Source organism: Pantoea sp. BJ2 (assembly GCF_040255075.1).
Classification (GTDB): Bacteria; Pseudomonadota; Gammaproteobacteria; order Enterobacterales; family Enterobacteriaceae; genus Pantoea; species Pantoea leporis.
Genome location: NZ_CP158294.1, coordinates 188,960 through 206,261, shown reverse-complemented (window position 1 = coordinate 206,261; position 17,302 = coordinate 188,960). Strand labels below are relative to the sequence as shown.

Annotated in this window: 9 protein-coding genes and 5 pseudogenes; 8 read left to right on the top strand and 6 right to left on the bottom strand. The window is 42.8% G+C overall.

The annotated features are described in order from the left end of the window. Positions 1 to 1,142: 1,142 nt before the first annotated feature. Positions 1,143 to 1,958: a hypothetical protein gene (locus AAF463_RS24235; RefSeq protein ID WP_350262766.1), complete on the top strand. Its 816-nt coding sequence runs from the start codon at positions 1,143 to 1,145 to the stop codon at positions 1,956 to 1,958. A 353-nt stretch (positions 1,959 to 2,311) separates the two neighbouring features. Beyond that, positions 2,312 to 2,429, top strand: a pseudogene (locus tag AAF463_RS24230) (transposase); the annotation flags it as partial. Positions 2,430 to 2,648: 219 nt separating this feature from the next. Here the strand turns inward: AAF463_RS24230 and AAF463_RS24225 are convergent. Next, on the bottom strand, positions 2,649 to 3,671 hold the full coding sequence (locus AAF463_RS24225; protein WP_350261167.1) for an IS110 family transposase: 1,023 nt from the start codon (positions 3,669 to 3,671) through the stop codon (positions 2,649 to 2,651). A 415-nt stretch (positions 3,672 to 4,086) separates the two neighbouring features. Continuing rightward, positions 4,087 to 4,995: a hypothetical protein gene (locus tag AAF463_RS24220; protein ID WP_350262765.1), complete on the bottom strand. Its 909-nt coding sequence runs from the start codon at positions 4,993 to 4,995 to the stop codon at positions 4,087 to 4,089. A gap of 1,322 nt (positions 4,996 to 6,317) precedes the next feature. Between AAF463_RS24220 and AAF463_RS24215 the strand changes: the two genes are divergently transcribed. The 3 genes from AAF463_RS24215 to AAF463_RS24205 all read left to right on the top strand — a co-directional run bounded on the left by AAF463_RS24215 (position 6,318) and on the right by AAF463_RS24205 (position 8,989). Beyond that, positions 6,318 to 7,157, top strand: coding sequence for a hypothetical protein (locus tag AAF463_RS24215; protein WP_350262764.1), 840 nt, complete (start codon positions 6,318 to 6,320; stop codon positions 7,155 to 7,157). A gap of 672 nt (positions 7,158 to 7,829) precedes the next feature. Further along, positions 7,830 to 8,081 carry a helix-turn-helix transcriptional regulator gene (locus AAF463_RS24210; RefSeq protein ID WP_350262785.1) on the top strand — a complete coding sequence of 84 codons (252 nt, stop codon included), beginning with the start codon at positions 7,830 to 7,832 and terminating at the stop codon, positions 8,079 to 8,081. Between the two features lie 569 nt (positions 8,082 to 8,650). Next, on the top strand, positions 8,651 to 8,989 hold the full coding sequence (locus AAF463_RS24205) for a hypothetical protein (protein ID WP_350262763.1): 339 nt from the start codon (positions 8,651 to 8,653) through the stop codon (positions 8,987 to 8,989). A gap of 1,780 nt (positions 8,990 to 10,769) precedes the next feature. Here AAF463_RS24205 and AAF463_RS24200 read toward each other — a convergent pair. Beyond that, positions 10,770 to 11,973, bottom strand: a protein-coding gene (locus tag AAF463_RS24200; RefSeq protein WP_350262762.1) for an IS3 family transposase whose coding sequence is annotated in 2 segments (ribosomal slippage) — positions 10,770 to 11,652 and positions 11,651 to 11,973 — 1,206 coding nt in all. Because the reading frame shifts where the segments join, the coding sequence is not laid out codon by codon here. 1,181 nt (positions 11,974 to 13,154) lie between these two features. Between AAF463_RS24200 and AAF463_RS24195 the strand changes: the two genes are divergently transcribed. After that, on the top strand, positions 13,155 to 13,742 hold the full coding sequence (locus AAF463_RS24195; RefSeq protein ID WP_350262761.1) for a hypothetical protein: 588 nt from the start codon (positions 13,155 to 13,157) through the stop codon (positions 13,740 to 13,742). Positions 13,743 to 14,981: 1,239 nt separating this feature from the next. Then, complete coding sequence (locus AAF463_RS24190) at positions 14,982 to 15,191, top strand: hypothetical protein (RefSeq protein ID WP_350262760.1); 210 nt, start codon at positions 14,982 to 14,984, stop codon at positions 15,189 to 15,191. A 354-nt stretch (positions 15,192 to 15,545) separates the two neighbouring features. On the opposite strand, the pseudogene AAF463_RS24185 reads toward AAF463_RS24190, so the two are convergent. The 3 pseudogenes from AAF463_RS24185 to AAF463_RS24175 all read right to left on the bottom strand — a co-directional run. Next, positions 15,546 to 15,751, bottom strand: a pseudogene (locus AAF463_RS24185) (IS3 family transposase); the annotation flags it as partial. 58 nt (positions 15,752 to 15,809) lie between these two features. Beyond that, positions 15,810 to 16,224: pseudogene (locus AAF463_RS24180) on the bottom strand (IS110 family transposase); the annotation flags it as partial. A 1-nt stretch (position 16,225) separates the two neighbouring features. Beyond that, positions 16,226 to 16,559, bottom strand: a pseudogene (locus AAF463_RS24175) (transposase); the annotation flags it as partial. Positions 16,560 to 16,902: 343 nt separating this feature from the next. Between AAF463_RS24175 and AAF463_RS24170 the strand changes: the two are divergent. Next, positions 16,903 to 17,070 (top strand): annotated as a pseudogene (locus AAF463_RS24170) (IS110 family transposase); the annotation flags it as partial. Positions 17,071 to 17,302 lie beyond the last annotated feature (232 nt).

Below are 17,302 nucleotides of genomic sequence, written 5' to 3'. Positions count from 1 at the left end.
AACTATTTTTACGTCAGCCAGAATAAAAAATTGTTGCAGTGTTTCCAGGCCAGCGTTGCGTCAGCACGCGCCCCGCAATTAAAATATTACTTCACTTAGAAGCCAATCAAACCCGGTATGATTGAATTCTTTGTCGCTGTCTTCATTCCCTCCTCGCCCGATAAGAACGGTTAACCAACGCCTGCCGGACTAAACGTATGTTACATACGCTTTTCAGTTACATCCCTGATAAGGTATTCAAATGGCAGTGACGAAGTAAGTAACAGTGATTTAAAGACTCTAAAATGCTGATCCTGATGAAAGCTGTTTTTCCTAAGCTGCAAATCTATGGATATAGTTGATATTAACCGCCGGCAGGGTAATGAGGTGTTCCAGTGTAATCATAACTAAAAACTGCGGTGACCTCTGTGCAAGTTGTGATGAGATATTATCGGACGGGGTAGCAAGTACTAATGGTTACGATAAAAAGACGAGCAAAAGATGAGGCTGCGGGTAGTTCAAACGCACTTCGGTAAACATCGGTTATCAGAGTCATTGGAACGGCTCAGGGATAAAGGCTCATGATATACATTGTACCAGACCTGTGTTCGCTTATCTGCGCTTGTACCACGGACTATTGCGCCTGAATAGCAACGATATAGCAAAGCTTCGTGAAGACGATAACAAGGGATGATGAAAGCATCGTGACATTAACGGACAGTCAGACGATAGGGATGATTCTGTTCGTGCCGAGCGGTCAATATCATAAGCATCCCATCACATAGTGCGGACGGTATACCCTTCACTAAAGGAGTACGTGCAGAAAAATTTTGTAGCGTAAGTTTTTTTGATACACAGGTCGAATCCATATACAGGCGGGAGGGTCTTGCGATGGTCAGGGGGCATCCCTTTCTAACGTAGCTATCTTTATAATGTTCAAAGCGATTTGATGTTTTTATTAAAAATAGAATGAATATTTAATTTTAATTGAAAATTTTTCGGAAATTCATATGAACTGACTACAATAATTTAGCTTATGTATGATTTAATGAAAAGTGCTTAACTCACACAGTCGGGCTTAAAAGGTTTATGTACCTGCAAAAGAAGTACTTTAGTCTGCGACACATGGTTATGTCAATGCTATCAATAAATTAGAGGTCAATATGTCAACCAGTGCTACTCTTAAAGCTGATACAGGCGACGTTCAATCATTAATAGTTGATATATCAGGTGGATGGGTTAAATCCGGCTTTGCTGGTAATTACGCTCCTCTTTCTGATATCAGATTGAGTCGTTCTGTTGCAGATTTTGCAAAGACGTTTGCTATAATTGCTAAAAAAGAACTCCGTATTGTACCAGAACAACATCCTATTCTCATTATCACTTCAGTGAACTATTTGACAAATGAAAATAAAAGTAGGTTAAGCAATGTCTTCTTCAATGGCTTTAAGGTTCCACTTGTTTTTTTTGCTTATGCAGGTCAACTTGCACTATATGCTACAGGCAGTAGGGAAGGTGTTGTAATATATATAGAAGAGGATTTATTAGAAGTCACTGCTTATCATGAGGGAACACTGATTGATGAGTCGGTCAGACAAGGTGAATACAGTGGAAAGAATGCCGTCGCTGATGGTCATGAGTTACATCTGATTAATAACATTTGTGAAACCGTAAAAAAAACAATGAACGCATGCAAAAGAGATTTACTTGCAAAGCTATTAAGCCATATTGTGCTGACCGGCAGGCTAGATATAAATAATCCTTTACCAGCCGATTTCTACAAAGCAGTCGAAGAAAAACTCACTTTGCAGCTAGGAGAATCTGTAAGTGTGATAATTAAGCAACCTTATGAAACAAGTTATCAAAGCTGGGTCGGTGGGAGTATTTTAGCATCCATGGATACCTTCAAAAAAATGTGGGTTTCAAACGTCAAATCTAGAGGTGTAAATAAGGCTATGTTTATAATGAAGAAGTTTTAAGAGAATATAAACAATGATGAGTGAGTGCTAATTGAAAAGTTTGTTTCACGTATTATTATTTCAGCATTAAAATGACACCAGCGTCCCAGTAGGCGTTCTGCATAAAGGTGACCTATACTGCTTTACTTTCGCGCAGCATTACTGGACAACTGAGGACTGAAGTTAAGGGTATTCACGTAGCTTCAACGATTCTAATTACGCTATGAATCAATTACAGGTGAAGTATCCTGCCTCTAGAATTAGACACAAGGCTAAGTTAGTAATGTCGGATCCTGACCCTGACCCGAAATCCTGCTCCATTCAGAAACAGAATTCAGGCATGATAATGACTCCCCTGAGCGGAGGTTGTGCCGATGAAAATGTCACGATTCACCTAAGAGACAGATTGTCTTTGCCCTGAAGCAGGCTGAGCTGGGTACGTCCGTGCCGGAAGTCTGCCGCAAGCTGGGCATCTCCGACGCCACGTTTTACATCTATGGACTACCTCTGTTTTGCAAGCACTGGGTCAGGTTTAGGTTGTTGCTAACATCTATCCGGCATCAGGAATATGCCTGTGCCCAAATGGGAAATCCGCACACAGTCGCCTCAACACTTGGACGGTCTCAGGGACCAGTATAAAAATCAGGTTCCGACTGTGCAGGTGCAACCTGTTACCATTTTCAGTACGCTGCAACTTTCATCAGGTAAGCCTTAATTCAATGCGGGTTGATATTCAGTTTCATGCCGTAGGATCGACCAGATAATCCGGGCGTTTTTGTTTGCCACCGCGACAGTAGTCTTATTGAAACCCCGTCGTTCTTTTAACTGATTAACCCATTGGTTTAGAGAACCATCATTGTTATTTGTTGCTACCCGGACAACTGCGCGGGCTCCGTGAATTAAAAGTGTTCTTAAATGTTTATCGCCTTTCTTAGTGATGTTCATCAGCACCTGTCTGTCTCCGCTCGAATGCTGCCGCGGGACAAGTCCAAGCCATGCCGCAAAATGACGGCCGTTTTTAAATTCCTGACCATTACCGATCGCAGCAACAACAGCTGTAGCCGTTTTCGGGCCGATCCCTTTAACTTTGGCTATGCGCTGACATTCTGCTGATTGCCTGAACACAGTTTCGATCTCCTTATCAAAAAAATTGATCCGTTTCTCAAGATCTATGAAAAGCTCATAAAGTTCAGCAATTGTCTTTCGCATTCTTATGCTTAATCCATTTTCACCATCTTCAAGTATTAATGGAACAGCACGGCGGGCTCTGGACATCGCCGTACCAATTGAGATGCCGCGATCAAGTAAAAGCCCTCGTATCTGGCAGATTGTTGCAGTACGGTGATTAACTATACGTTGTCTGGCCCGATGTAACGCCTGTATATCCTGCTGTTCCGGGCTTTTCGGGGGGACAAATTGCATTGTTGGTTGCATCAGTGCCACCGCGATTGCCTGTGCATCATTGCCATCGTTTTTTTGTCCGCGAATAAAAGGCTTAACATACTGGGGACTGATGATTTTCACTTTATGACCCAGTTTTTCAAATTCCCTTTGCCAGTAAAATGCTCCCGTACATGCTTCAATACCAATCAGGCAGGCGGGTATATTGACCAGCGTCTGAAGTAAAATTTTTCGCTCAACACGCCGGGTATAAACCGGCTTGCCTGCCTGATTCAGTCCGCAAAGTTGGAAAACATTTTTTGCCAGGTCGATGCCCATAAATGCGATGTTCATAGTCACACTCCTGCTGGATGAATTATGTTCAGTTAAGCGCAGAGGGAAGAGGTAGTCCATCCCATTACCTGGCGCAATAAGTACGGCGGGATTTCTCCTTCAGAGCTGAAGCAACTGATTAGCTTCCTGAGTGAAAGGTAACGTAAGCGAGTGCGGTAAATGCAGATGAGCAAAGTTACCTGTGTAATAAACGTTGTGTTAACCCGTGTTGACTTGATAGCTCCCGCAAGTGCACACACACATCCAAAACTATGGTCGTAATTTTATAATCATGCATAAAAAGAGTATTGATCTTGTCGCGATAAGCGTTTTGCACAGGATGTTGCACTTGGCTGGGACATAATTATACCGACAATCAAAGCCTGAGCTTTGATGACGGTATTTGTCCACTTACATTACGAAAGTAAATTGTGCATTAAGTCCTTTGGTTTTTGTTTTTTGGTTTATCAAGCCCAAACTTAGATGCATATTCATTGTTTCTGTCATATATCGTTTTGTACCAAACTTTGTTGGCATTTTGATTATCGAAGCTGCAGTTAATTAACTCATCAAGTGGAAAATCCCTGATAAGGATGTCTTTTGGCGTAATAACCCTGTCGGTCATTTCTGGGTTGAAGAGTTGAGAGGGAATAAAACGCTTACCTGACGTATCAGGAGGATTGATGCCCAGTGCTATTTCCTGAAGATGATAAACCATTGAGTAATAATGCGCAAAGTCGCGTTCATAATCTCTTTCTGGCGGGTACACATCCTGACTTACCATTTCAGAAAATTCATTTAAGACAAAGTCTAAATCCAACGTCACTAAATCATTGGGGGGCGCCGAACATTTAAAACAACCGTCGATATTATGACGATTATCAGGAAATTTCGCTGTAATATCATCAATCTTGAAATGTCTGGAAATCAGAGCGAGCTTCATATAATCATTTGTAGGCAGCTCTAAAATTGTTTCGCGCAGGCCAATGGTATCACTCAAGAAAAGAGAAACCAAAGGCGCATGTGAGTTTGCAGAAAAGCACAGCTTTGACTTTCGGTCATAAAGAAACTGAAGGCGTTCGTTGCTGTTTTGTAATTTACATTTTTCAGCTGCAATTTCAGATTCATAAAATTTTATAGCATCACTCAGATCAAGTTTTTTCGTAAGCTTAGCCAGTTGTAAATCATTTAACGAATCGGAACATCTACGCTTAAGAGTCGTTGAGCTATTTGTAACTCCTGTAAGATCCTGGCTCATGTCACAGGGCGGGGGATTTTCCGTTTGTGTAGCCACTGAGCATGTATTAACAACTCTGCCTGGGTTATTTATTACTGAAGGTAACATAATAGGCCTCATAAATTTATGTGTGATTGGGTTGTCACGATTAACAGCAGGGTATTTATCAATCTTACTAAGGTGGCGTTATTCCTCTATGTTAATTAGATATTTCCGCGTTCGGGAGCATTTATCCCTGGTTTTGAAATTTTTAATCTAAGGAGAACCTATGGTGAACACTACTGACTTGGTGGTCAGTACAGATGTAACCTTTTTGATAGGTTGTTTCAATTATCCATAATAATCTTGAGAATAATTAATTGGTACTTAGATATGTAATAAATGAATCATGAGCTAATGCTGCGAAAACAAAAAACATTATTAAATCATTCGGTCACTTACGATGTATTGCAAATGAAGATAAAAATGGCATTGCCGATGTGGTCAATTTTTAGTGTTAAATTATTGCTTTCTAATGTCAGGACATCCTCTCTCTATATTATTCAAAAAACAAGTTTTGTCTGAAAATATAACGTGAAGTGTATTAGTCGCAATTAATCAAATGCATCGCAGCTGAAGCTTGTAAACAAGTGAATAACATTCGATAAGAAATTAATATCTGGTGATTTTTTTGTTGGCGTTATCATCTTTAATTTATGAGTTATTTTATTTGTGAAAATATTTTAGTTAGGTAGCTATATGATGATTTGACACCATAAAGAGGCATGAAGAAACTACGCGTGTGTTTTCTTACCTGTTTAACGGATTGAAGCGATTTCTTTCCTGAAGAATCAATGAGCTTAAGTATCGCATCAAATGCCTGCGCAAGTTGCAATGGTATCGGAGCCGCCAGATCTATAGTCCGGGCGATACAAACAGTAGACAATGAATTTTGTAAGATCCAGAGTTATACTGGTTGGAGGGAATTTTCGATGAAATGGCTTTGCATAAAGTCACTATTATTCACGCGAGGGGAGGTATAACCCACGCAAATTTTGCATACGGCTAATTTAACATCATTGCATTCATTATTTTAAAATTTTTTTTGGTCTGCCTGATAAATTTAAAATGCATTACACGTTAAGCGAAATCATAGCTTTTCCGAATCAGAATGCGGGGAAGCAAAAATTAGGTGTTCTAAGCATGATTAATGTTAAACCTGATTGTCTTTAATCAATGTTTATGGTTCGTAAAACTCATAAAAATCAGTTCTTTGGATTATGTCGCCAATGGCATTTTATGAATGATTTCAGATATACGCTTGAAATGTTACGACTTTGTGATTATGGATGAAGTGCGCATAGTGATGGAATGCTTCTTTTTTATAATACAAGCATACAGGCACTGCTATAAGTTCAACCAACTTTTATACTTACGTACAGGCGCGAATAATGATGAGTATTATAACCAATGTTTTCAGCAGGCGACCGGTTGACGCGGCCCAAGCCTATGAAGTCGTGATAAAAAAAGTGAGAAATAATCAGAGAGTAAGTAACAGAAATCTTGCTGATCTCCTGAGGGCCATTAAACGGTCACCCGTAAACCTGACGGCTAATCAGTTTTATGTAATTAATAATTATAACAAAACCCTGCATAAAACGCTGGAGTTACAATCTTCAAAAGTAGAGCCTGCCAAAGAGGCAAAAATTAGCGATGCGTTAGTCAGAGCATACACAAAACTCCCCACTGAAGAGAGGGAGGCGTATAGAATCTTAAATAATAAAAAAACGCTTGACAATGTTGAGCATGTTGCACTGGAAATTCAAAGGTTGATTAAGAAACAGGATAGTATTGTTTCTGATTTAGTCACAGAGACTAAACGGGTCTTATCAGATTTAGAGGCCTCAATGCCTTTAGCTGCTAAGACGGCATCCGATTTGATTTCCGTAAGCAATTTTAAAGCATTCAGTGATAATACCCCTGAAACTAACGCACACTTCCCCGCATGCGGTGGGGCGGCGGATGAAGTTAACAATTCCCTGAATAATAAAAACCCTGGTAAAATTTACTGGACTAATTTAGGTAAATATTGTCAGGATCTCCAAAGGGCGGAGTCATTTCTTAAATCAATGGATAATTATCGTAACCATGAATTCAATTTAAAATACGATAATAGTGACGAGAAGTTTAACCTGATGCTTTCCTTACATCAAAAAGAGATGATGCTGTTTGCTGAAGATAATCTTATCAAGCTTCCGGAGGATTCAGGCGTCATGTCAACTTATCTGTAAAGACAATTATGGGTTTGCTCTCTGTGTTCTGCTGAGCGGAGACTGGATGTATTCATTTTTAATTAATTGATTCGTTGTTCTGGATTTGCAGGGTATATGGACTGGCATAGATTTACCGGTGTGCTTCCTCCTCCATTAGCGCTTGTCAGGCTCAATGCTACTGGTTAATTTTTTTTGGAGTGTTTTATCCCGGGCATAAGTAAAAAACACGCTCTGCACTTATGCCATCAGTTTCTGCAAAAGGGATTTTGCAGTGTTGCGGGTGTACGTAAGGCGTTAAGGCAGTGAACAACTGCAATCTTACATCTTAGAGTTCATTACTACTTCAAATATGCATGCCTTGCATAATTAACCGTTGTTCCGGCGGAGGCTGTGCAAGTTGCGCCTGACTTAATGTAGTATGCTGTTCCGCTAACGATTAAATGTTACGTTGCTTACTTATTGTCTTTGTTATAAAGTTTGCGCGCCATCAACAGGATGGCAGGGATTTGCACCCCTTACACAGGAAGGCAGAATGTTTATCATTCCGCCGGTCCGAGCTCGTCTCTATGGCGGGTCGGATGGGGGAGGCTTCGGCCTCACCAGTATCCTGTGCTGGTAGTGCAAACCCTGTTCGATTCGCCACCCAAGGAGCATTCCATGCACGACGAGCAGCGTACTGAACAGGTGTTTGTGACCGGTACTGATAATGTTGATAATGTACCGGTAGCGGCGACACCTCCCCCTTGTAACTGGCACAGAGCCGATATTCTCTGCGCCATCCGGAAAGCCGGCAGCAGTCTCTCAGCGCTGTCCCGGGAGGCCGGCTTATCCTCTTCGAGTTTATCTAACGTATTTTATCGCCCCTGGCCAAGAGCAGAGCGGATCATTGCGGAGTTCCTGAAGAAGGACCCTGCTGAGATCTGGCCGGATCGATATCGATAAATACATTAACCGGGGAACTTCGCTTCTCCGGTTAATTCTTTGTTCGCGACGGGTTAACTACAGTGTATTAACAAAGACTCACTTATCGCAGTCACCACTGGGCTTCATCTGTTCAGGTAGCTGAAGTTTTATCTGGCTCAGTGTAAACATATTTTTATCAATTTAATGCTGAATTGGCATTTGGAAAGAGTAATGCGATAACATGATCATGTTAAAAGCGTTAGTTACTGCTTATTAACATGCATTCTTAATGCCTCTCTCTTTAGCTTATACATACTGAACTTCATACGCTCGTTATGTGCTTTTCAAGTGTATATGACAGTCGGATTAACGCTAATGAATCAAATCTATATTAAGCAGGAAGTACCATATACGAATGCCCGTTCTGAAAGTGTTAAACAGATGAGTCACGATACGAAAGTCTGACACGTTAGATGAGAGAGAAACATTGCAGATGTTCAGTAAATAGTGTTATTGGCATTACTTTGCACGCATTACTAAACTTATGAGTGGATTAAAACACAATCATGGGCAAACCTATACTCACTATTAACTGACATATAGCGGCTATGAAGACTCCCTACGAATCAACGCTCACTGCGGCACTGACTAATGGAAAAAACCGGCAATATAAAAAAATGCATCTGGGTCGTGCTGATGCAGTCACGATGTTTTACAACAGAGAAGGAGCGCTGGGTTTTACCATCACGTTGCCTGATACAGACAAGTCGGTGGTTCAGTTTTATCGTTATGGGGTCAATAAACACGCCCCAAAAAAGCTTTACCGCTCAGAATGCCTTTATTCCCGGTGCGATAATTTTGACTATAACGACTGGCTTATCAAAACCATTACAGATGAGTTCACTGAATGTGATTCGGACCTGGAAGACATCATCGGTACTCCATGAGGGTTTAACCGTTGACTGGGGGAGGTTTCAGGTGAGTTGTGGTAGGAGCAATCCTGCCTTATGATGATATCCCCGCGCGTGAGGGAGGTATTTGAGGGCTTTTCAGATTGAAATTGTTACTGGCATCAGGCAGACGCTGCGGTAATAATCCAGGTGATAGATTGAAATATCGCGGCTCGCATCATTTCGACGTGAGGAATACGCCAGTGTTACGTGCATTCTGGTTTAAGAGGTCGGATGATGCTCCCCACTCACATTGATTGTAAGAGTTGCCGAGCGCGTTAATGCTGCTCAGCAGCAAAAAAGTTTCAAAATGCCTGGTGGCTTACCATTGAGACTGTCTACCATCGTATTTACGATATCAAAGTGGGCGCTTATATTACTCAACCACAGCCATCTCAGGCGTAACACTGCGGCTTTCGCATCCTCTCGGAAAATGAATCCCGCAGCATTCAACCTTTCTCTGTCAGGTTACATCGATAGGGCAAATCTGATTTATGGCTACGGCAAAACCGTTAATTTTAGTCGATTTTCTTTTGCCTGAATTATCGTAATACACATTATTGCTCATCCCTGTAAACTTCTTCCTGTAGTGATGCCAATCCCCGAAAGCGCAAATTGACGTCAATCTTTTACGTCGATGCCTGAGTCTTATCTGCGGGTGTTTACAGCGGTACAGCAACAATGTGATTGCTGCTGTACGATATGATTTCGCACTGCAAAAAAATGTAAACCGTTCAGGTGTCTCCTTACTTAAGGACGTACTGGTAAAGGGTATGCTTTTATGAATGCTCACTCAGATGGCGTTTGAGGCGAACATACTTCAGGACAAGCTCCGTACAGTGTTCATAAATGTGGATTGCGACTGACCTCTGCGACAGCATGCATTAAGCCGTGATTGACAGGTAGCGATTGTGGGCATCTGCATAGAGATCCTGGCGCCCCCGCTACAAAGCTTTCACGAACAGGTAACCTATTGAAGGAAACTCAGCCTGCGTTGTGGGATGTGAACAATAGTCAGACATGGCACATCACCTGGCGGACTGTGCGATGATGAGTAATGTGACCGTGTTCCGCAGTGAATGAAGCCTGATAGAAAAATCATCCATTCAATACAGTAAAGTTCATGACCAGCGGCTGAAACGTTCCTGAATCTATAGGTGAGAACGCGACAATATTTTCGCCATAACAGCGTTGCTTTGACCGTATGACTCAGGGATACGTATAAACGCGTTAACGCGCTATAGGGCCTTAAAGCTCCAGATTCTGTTATCCAGGCATAATGAATACTGGCCCTTTGAGCGTACGGGCGTCATTAAGATAGCTGAGCGTATTCTATCCTGAAGATTATTGTTTATCGCCGCTCCCGATGGCGTGAGGCACATTATCATTAAAAGCAGGGGAGATAATCGATTGTCATTTACCTGCATCTCAATACGTTGAAGGCTCAGGTAAGCTGGTTACATCTGGCGCAGTGCCCTGCCTGCTGCGTTACCGTGGCCCCGCCAGTAATATAAAATAGCCGTATTCAACGCCAAACTGGAGTGTAGCGATGCGATGCATACGGTATTGTGAGAAGAACCACGAAATCCCGTTCTTAAGCTGAAAATCGGGCAGGGCTAGCAGTTCCGTGGTCAGAAAAAGTTTTGTGACGTATCAACACAATAAATCTTTAACCTGCCTTAGCGATGCGCACTAGTAATGACCGCGTAAGAAATGCCAGCAGCAAATGTTCAGCATTGCTGGATTTGACCCTCTATATCCAGACGCATTTTCTCTCTTACGGTTGCGATAATTTCCTGCGTATAAATTCCCGCGGCGAACGATATCCCAGCGCGCTGTGCGGATGATGTTCATTGTAATGGATGAACGCCACTGCCAGATTGATCAACGCCATCTGGCTGTCCGTTTTTGGCATGATGCTGATGCAATCCCGTTTTATCGTCTTCACGAAGCGCTCTGCTATGCCGTTGCTCTCAGGACTGCGCACTCCTGTCGTGCAGGGTGCCAGCCCCAGCATCCGGGCGAACGCCCGCGTTTCATGTGCCCTGTAGGCCGAACCGTTGTCCGTCAGCCATTCCAGAGGCTCTGACGGCAGAGGCTGCCCGAAGCGGTTTTCTGCCGCACCCAGCATGACATCCTCCACGGTTTCTTTGTCATAGCCACCTGTGCCTGCAGCCCAGTCGATTATCTCCCGATCACAGCAGTCCTGTGCGAAGGTTACCCGCAACTTTTCGCCATTGTCCCAGCGGAACTCAAAGCCGTCTGAGCACCAGCGTCGGTTGCTCTCGGCTACCGCAACGCGTCCTTTATGGGCCCGCTTCCGATGGTTATCCGCAGGTTTTCGCCCAAGAAGAAGATGGTGAGTACTCATAATCCGGTACACTCGTTTTGCGTTAACTACAGGCTGCCCGTCCCGCTCAGATTCTCGTCGCAACAGTGCCCATACCCGTCGATAACCGTACGTGGGCAGGCTGGCCACGGACGTATTTATCCGGGACAACACCGCGTTATCTTCAAAACGGGATTGCCGCCGGTGATCCTGCCAGTCAGACAACCGGTGAACCCTGATACTCAGCTGCGCACGCGACACACCAATACTTCGGCAGACGTCGGTTATTCGTCGTCCCCGGGCAACAAGGGCGTATGCGCAATCCATTTTTTGCCCGGACGAACCCCACGGCCTCTTTAAGTATTTCAGCTTCCATCGTCTTTTTGACCAGAAGGCGCTGTAGTTCACGGATTTGCTTATTGGCGGCAGCAAGTTCAGAAGCAGGCACAACTTCTTCGCCTGAAGCCACGGCAGTTAGCGAGCCGTCTTCATATTGCCTGCGCCATTTGAAAATCTGGTTGGCATTGATGCCATGCAGGCGGGCGACATGAGACACGGTCATACCGGGTTCCATTGTCTGCTGAATAATGGCTATTTTTTTCTGCGGTGTACGGCGGCGACGCCGCTCAGGTCCTGATAACACTTCAACCATCTTATTATTCTGACTGGTGTTAAACATAGGTCTAAGACTACCTCTTATTTTAAGAGATGCGAAGTGTCTGGTGATCTATGAGGCTAGTCTAATTGCATATCAGTATGTCAATTCAGCTGAAAACACCCTATAGCTCGCAATACCATGACTTTTATTTATCTGTGAAGCCAAATCATGCAGTGCCGTATGAATGACAGTCTCTGGTTAAGGAAGATATATCAGTTGGTTTACTGGGCCTGTTAAAACCCTATCTAGCGTCTTTGGCTGGCACGGTATGACAACATGATCTGAAATCATAAATGCGAGGCAACGGCCGCAAGAAGCCCACCCTTATGAAAACAACGAGACCGTTTTCAGGGACATGTTTGCACTATTCTCAACTGAACACCATCACACTGTAATTGATGAATGTAAATATGTCCGTTGTGATAGATGAGTTATCTCTCCTCCAAATGGAGTAAGACTTCTATCAGCATGCCAGATGAAGTAATAAATAATTCTAAAACCGTTTGTGAAAATAACGATTTTTTTAAATTGCTTGTTCCTGTCCTGTGGATAAATGGTAAATGAATTACGTAAAACAAAAATGGGGTTTCTTATTTTATATGGCGCTTGCATTCTTATTCCGTCTTCCATAAATACATAAATGTAAAGTATCGCTGGAATAATTATCTTCAACTATCCCCTTGTCTCTTCAGCATGGCAGGTGCCATTGCAAGGCATAACAGTTTTCGGTCATTTCGAGGGAAAACCTTGCATAGATAAAGTATTCAGGGTTTCTCTGAAGTAGCAGCTCTCTTGTGATAACGGCTTGTTAAAAAAGTAAACAAACATGCACAAGTATCAGAGTTTTTCCCTTAACCTTTTTTATTGCGTCTTATACCTGCTTATAAAAGAAGTGTTCAGGCGTAAATATAGGACGTGTTGATGATCTCAATCAAATATTCAGCCTTTTCGAAAATATATGTTTTCTCAAAAATGAGGCTGATAAATAAATGTCAGATATTTTTTTTGAGGTTATTTATGGCTGATGGGCCGCATTATCGGATGTGGCTTGTTGAAATTTTTTTAATGATGCATTTTATGAGTTGGTTCGAATAAACATTCAGTACCTGATGGTTATCAATGAAAGCCAGTCAGTAAAGTACTTTTGGTTTTTACTTTCATCACAAGGGTTATTTATGAATTTAAGTGCGCATTTTTTAAAGAGCTCTGTTAATTTCGATTTCATTAATAATACAGGATTCACACATGAGGATACATCAAAAACAGATTTGTTTAAATATTTGAGCGGAGTCCTGAATGTGACATTTTCTCTGGGTTTTAAGCCCAGATTTTGCCAGAAGGAGTCTTTTACTTATAGGGATCCTTACGCCACAGAAAAAAAATATGCTTATGCAGAGACAATTACAATGCGGGCGTCCCATACGCCCTTTGAAAAGGAAATAGTCGAACATTTGATCGGAAAAAGACCTGCAGAGAAGGCTTTTGTAACGGTGAATATTTCAAAAATCTGTACCCCCATGATAGATGAGCACGGTAAGGAGGTTATTGTATACAGCACATTTTACAAGGCGCGTGGTATAAGAGGATGTGCAACCATCATGCCTGATGGAAAAGTTGATACTTCACTCGATCAACATATGAGGGGGAATATGGTGATGGGAATGGAAAGAGATGGTGTATCAGAATTTGCTACATATGCGATTCCGAAAGAACACATGACGTTGCCAAAAGAAAAATTTACGCATTACGAATATCCCAAATAAGTTATCTTTAATAGGGGCTTGCAATAATTCTCGCTACTCTCTTTGCCAGATAAATTGCCGCAGCTGGTAACGGGAGGGTATGTACTGTCATGAGAACGGCGCATAACAGGTGCGACAGGATGCGGCAATATTTATGTTGCCTGCGCACCTTGTGAACAGGCGCGCCACAAGCATATCACGTGTCGGTTTGCCGTCTGGCGTGTCTGCTAAATGACCTGAACGTGAGTCACGGAGTAGCAGCTACTAAAAGCTGCAGCTGCAGCTGAAAAAAGGAGCTGCTAATCATAGTCGACTGTGGGTGTAACTAGCAGAACACCAGGCAGACATTCAAACTTATGGAATTGACGGAAGATCGTTTTCAGAAGGAAAGCTCAGCAATCTTCAGCAGGTTGCGGGTGAGTGAGTAATAGACTGAAGAGCAATCCAACGGTGGCGGAAGCGCTAGTGCATATCCTCCTGCACAACGGACTTCCTTCAGGGCAAAGAGTAGTGTCGTTGCGCAAATCCATCATCATGGCTCAAACAGAGTAACGAAAAACCGGTGCGGAAAGCGTGATCGAATCGTCGGGGTACGTGAATCACTGGAAAATGCAGTGACAGCCCATGGGGCCTTTAACACAATATCGAATCAAATCTTAGCTGTTGCCAATTCCCTTCATCTTAATCAGGTAATGAGATTTTTCTACCGAGGGCAATTTAAATTAGTTATCCTTGAAGCGTGAGTAATTACACATAAAAATAGAATGGATAAAATGGTAAGGTTTTTGGGGCGAGAGGGGTAGTGTATTGCTCGATGTGTAAGTAATTATAATAAGCCACAGTGCCATGCCGCCTGAATAACTTGCGAGTAGTTCATTTTACCAATTCCCATCATTATGAATCGTCGTTATTTTATATCTGCGCTATGTGAATGCTGCTAGAGATTATTTCATTAAAATAATGGTAGGGTGGGTGTTTAAGTGAATCATGAGTTTTCAGTAAAAAGCAATTCAATTCTTATCGCCTGTGCCAGCGCTGTTAAAGATGCGGAAACCAGAGGGCATGTAATAACACGAAAATTAAGTATGTTAATCAAGCGTGCTTTACTATCTCCGGATTTATATAATGAACACATAGTCAAAGTCTTTTAATAAAGAATTGTTAAAGCTTCATGGCTTTTTTATTGAATTCAAATTAAAGAAATTACATGAGAAGGCTAATAAAACTGAGGCAATAAACAGGATTGTAGAAGAGAGATGTATGTTTGCTAACTGGCCTTTAGGTGCTGAGACTTTGGATATCTCATCAAATGAAAGTAAAGCTAACGACTCACGTATCATTGCGATGAAACATAATTTAGCCAATCCTGTTTCAAGATTAGCATTGCTGGTAAGTCATTTACCCGAGGAAAACCAGTCAGAAGCAAAGAATAAATTATTGAGTCTTGATACTGAACAATTTACTGGATAAATAGCTAATGCGAAAATTATTGGAGAATTTGTTAGGGCTCAAATTGGAAGAGTAAAACAGAGGCAGTATCAACAGAGCAGGGAATCCAAAACCTGGGTAGACATAGGTGTAGAAGCCAAAGCAATCATCAATAGATTGGTCAAAGCCGAAGAGGAACAATTTTGTACACGAAAACCCATCACCAGACAGATGGTAAGTTTTAGATAATTACTATTTACTAATGTTCTGACTTTAGAAAAATCTAACTGAAGTGACCCCGTTTCCGTAGACATTTACTATCCCCATGACGAGGTCTTTTTTAAAGACATCAGGACTGATGCTTTCCAGGTTGGAGTGGCGTTGTGTCCGGTTTCAGAACATTTCGTTATCAAATATATTAGGCAGGACCATGTCCCCGGTTTTTATATATCCGCTTTCTGCTAAGCTCTTTTCTTTGGTGATCTGAAGAAAGATTATGCCACGGCTTTATCCCGGCAGTTGACGCGCCAGCTCATGCTGGGTAACAGGTTTTTAACCTGGCAAAATCTTCGAAAGTCATCGCTGCCATGCAGACTGCCCTGGAGGACCTTCTAAGAGTCAAGCCATTATCGGGATGCTGCCGAACTGCCAGTTTTGATTTCATAGTAACCTATAAACTAATCGAGATATGTTGTTTTAGGCGCCGTATTGTTTCCTTTTTTATATGCCTTCGGCTACTCGCCGGGCGACATAATACTTAATTTTGCTTCAGTTTAAATCGATTCATGGCGATGATATGGAGTGCATTATTCGCAGCTTGAACTCCGCCCTGGTTGAGTCGTATACAGTTCATTTTTCCCAAAGAGACAGGAACAGGGCTAAAGCCACATAGTGCTGCAGATAATGATTCAGAACTGAGTCGTTGCAGATTGTGTCCGGCAGTGATCAGCAACTGCGTAGTACTTTTGTATCCAGCGACATTACGTTTTATCAGCTTAATCGCCGGTTTGTTTACAATAGCCGCAATCATGACAACCAGCTCAGCGATTTCGTCATGTAACTCAAGATAGCGTCGTAGCCATTACTGGCCCAGCGTTGCGGCCGTCGTGCACGTAAGTCCACAGCCTGCCGGTTTTATTTTTCCTTGCCCGGCAGCAGCAGCAACACGGGCGTATCGTCGGCGTGCAGCTTGACCTCGGTGAGCACGTAGCGCGAAAGCGCCTCGTCCAGAGGCGACAGCAGCTGTCAGAACGCGTTCACCCATCCCGTCAGTGGCGAGCGGCTGAGCGTGACGGCCTGACGTTTGTATACATCTGACTGCCGGTTCAGCAACGAGTGCTACGCATATTTTGACGTCAGCACCCGCGCCAGAAGACCGGTACCGGCGAGGCCGCGCTCTTGACCTCGCGCGCGAGGCAAATCTGGCCTAAAGAGCCAGTATCTGCAACTGATGTTCGGCCAAACCTTTTTGAGGAGGGAAATGTCGACGGGGTTATTGTCGCTCATGGCGGGCAAGCTACCAGGTTGCCCGCCATGTGGCCAGGATAAAGCAGATTACAGCAAGGTGAGTGGCGACAGCAGGCGTTTTGGATGGCTCAAATCGATGCCCTCCAGCAGTATTGCTGTTACGCTCCGGAGACATGGTAAACGGGTGTTCAGGTACATGGTGAACACTTTTTAACATTCTTACCCAAGGTGATCGACATTTTCTTCAGGTCGATCACACCCACCTTTGTGCTGTACTACCCAACTGATGCGTGGTCGACGAACGATCTTTGTTGGGCGGGCTTCAGTTCCCACAGCCCTTTATATGTCCGCTCTGGTAGAAACAAGACACAATCCTCTAATTAAAGAATTTTACGAATGTCAGGTTGCTGCAGCAAAGCACAAAATGGTCGTATTAGCCTGCATCAGAAAACTATAGACCATTCTGAATGAAATACTTTAAAAGATTAAAGCATGGGATTCATCGTTGGTTCACCATGTTTCGTAATGAGTGATTAAAGACAGTTGCGATGCTCAAAATACAATGTAGATTTATCTGTCGCTCTGGGGTTCTTACCAGTTGCATTATAAGGTAAAGCGGGGGTATTCCATATTCGTTATAAATGGGGTGGTCGCTGATAGTGTCAAAGACGACTATATAATGAGGG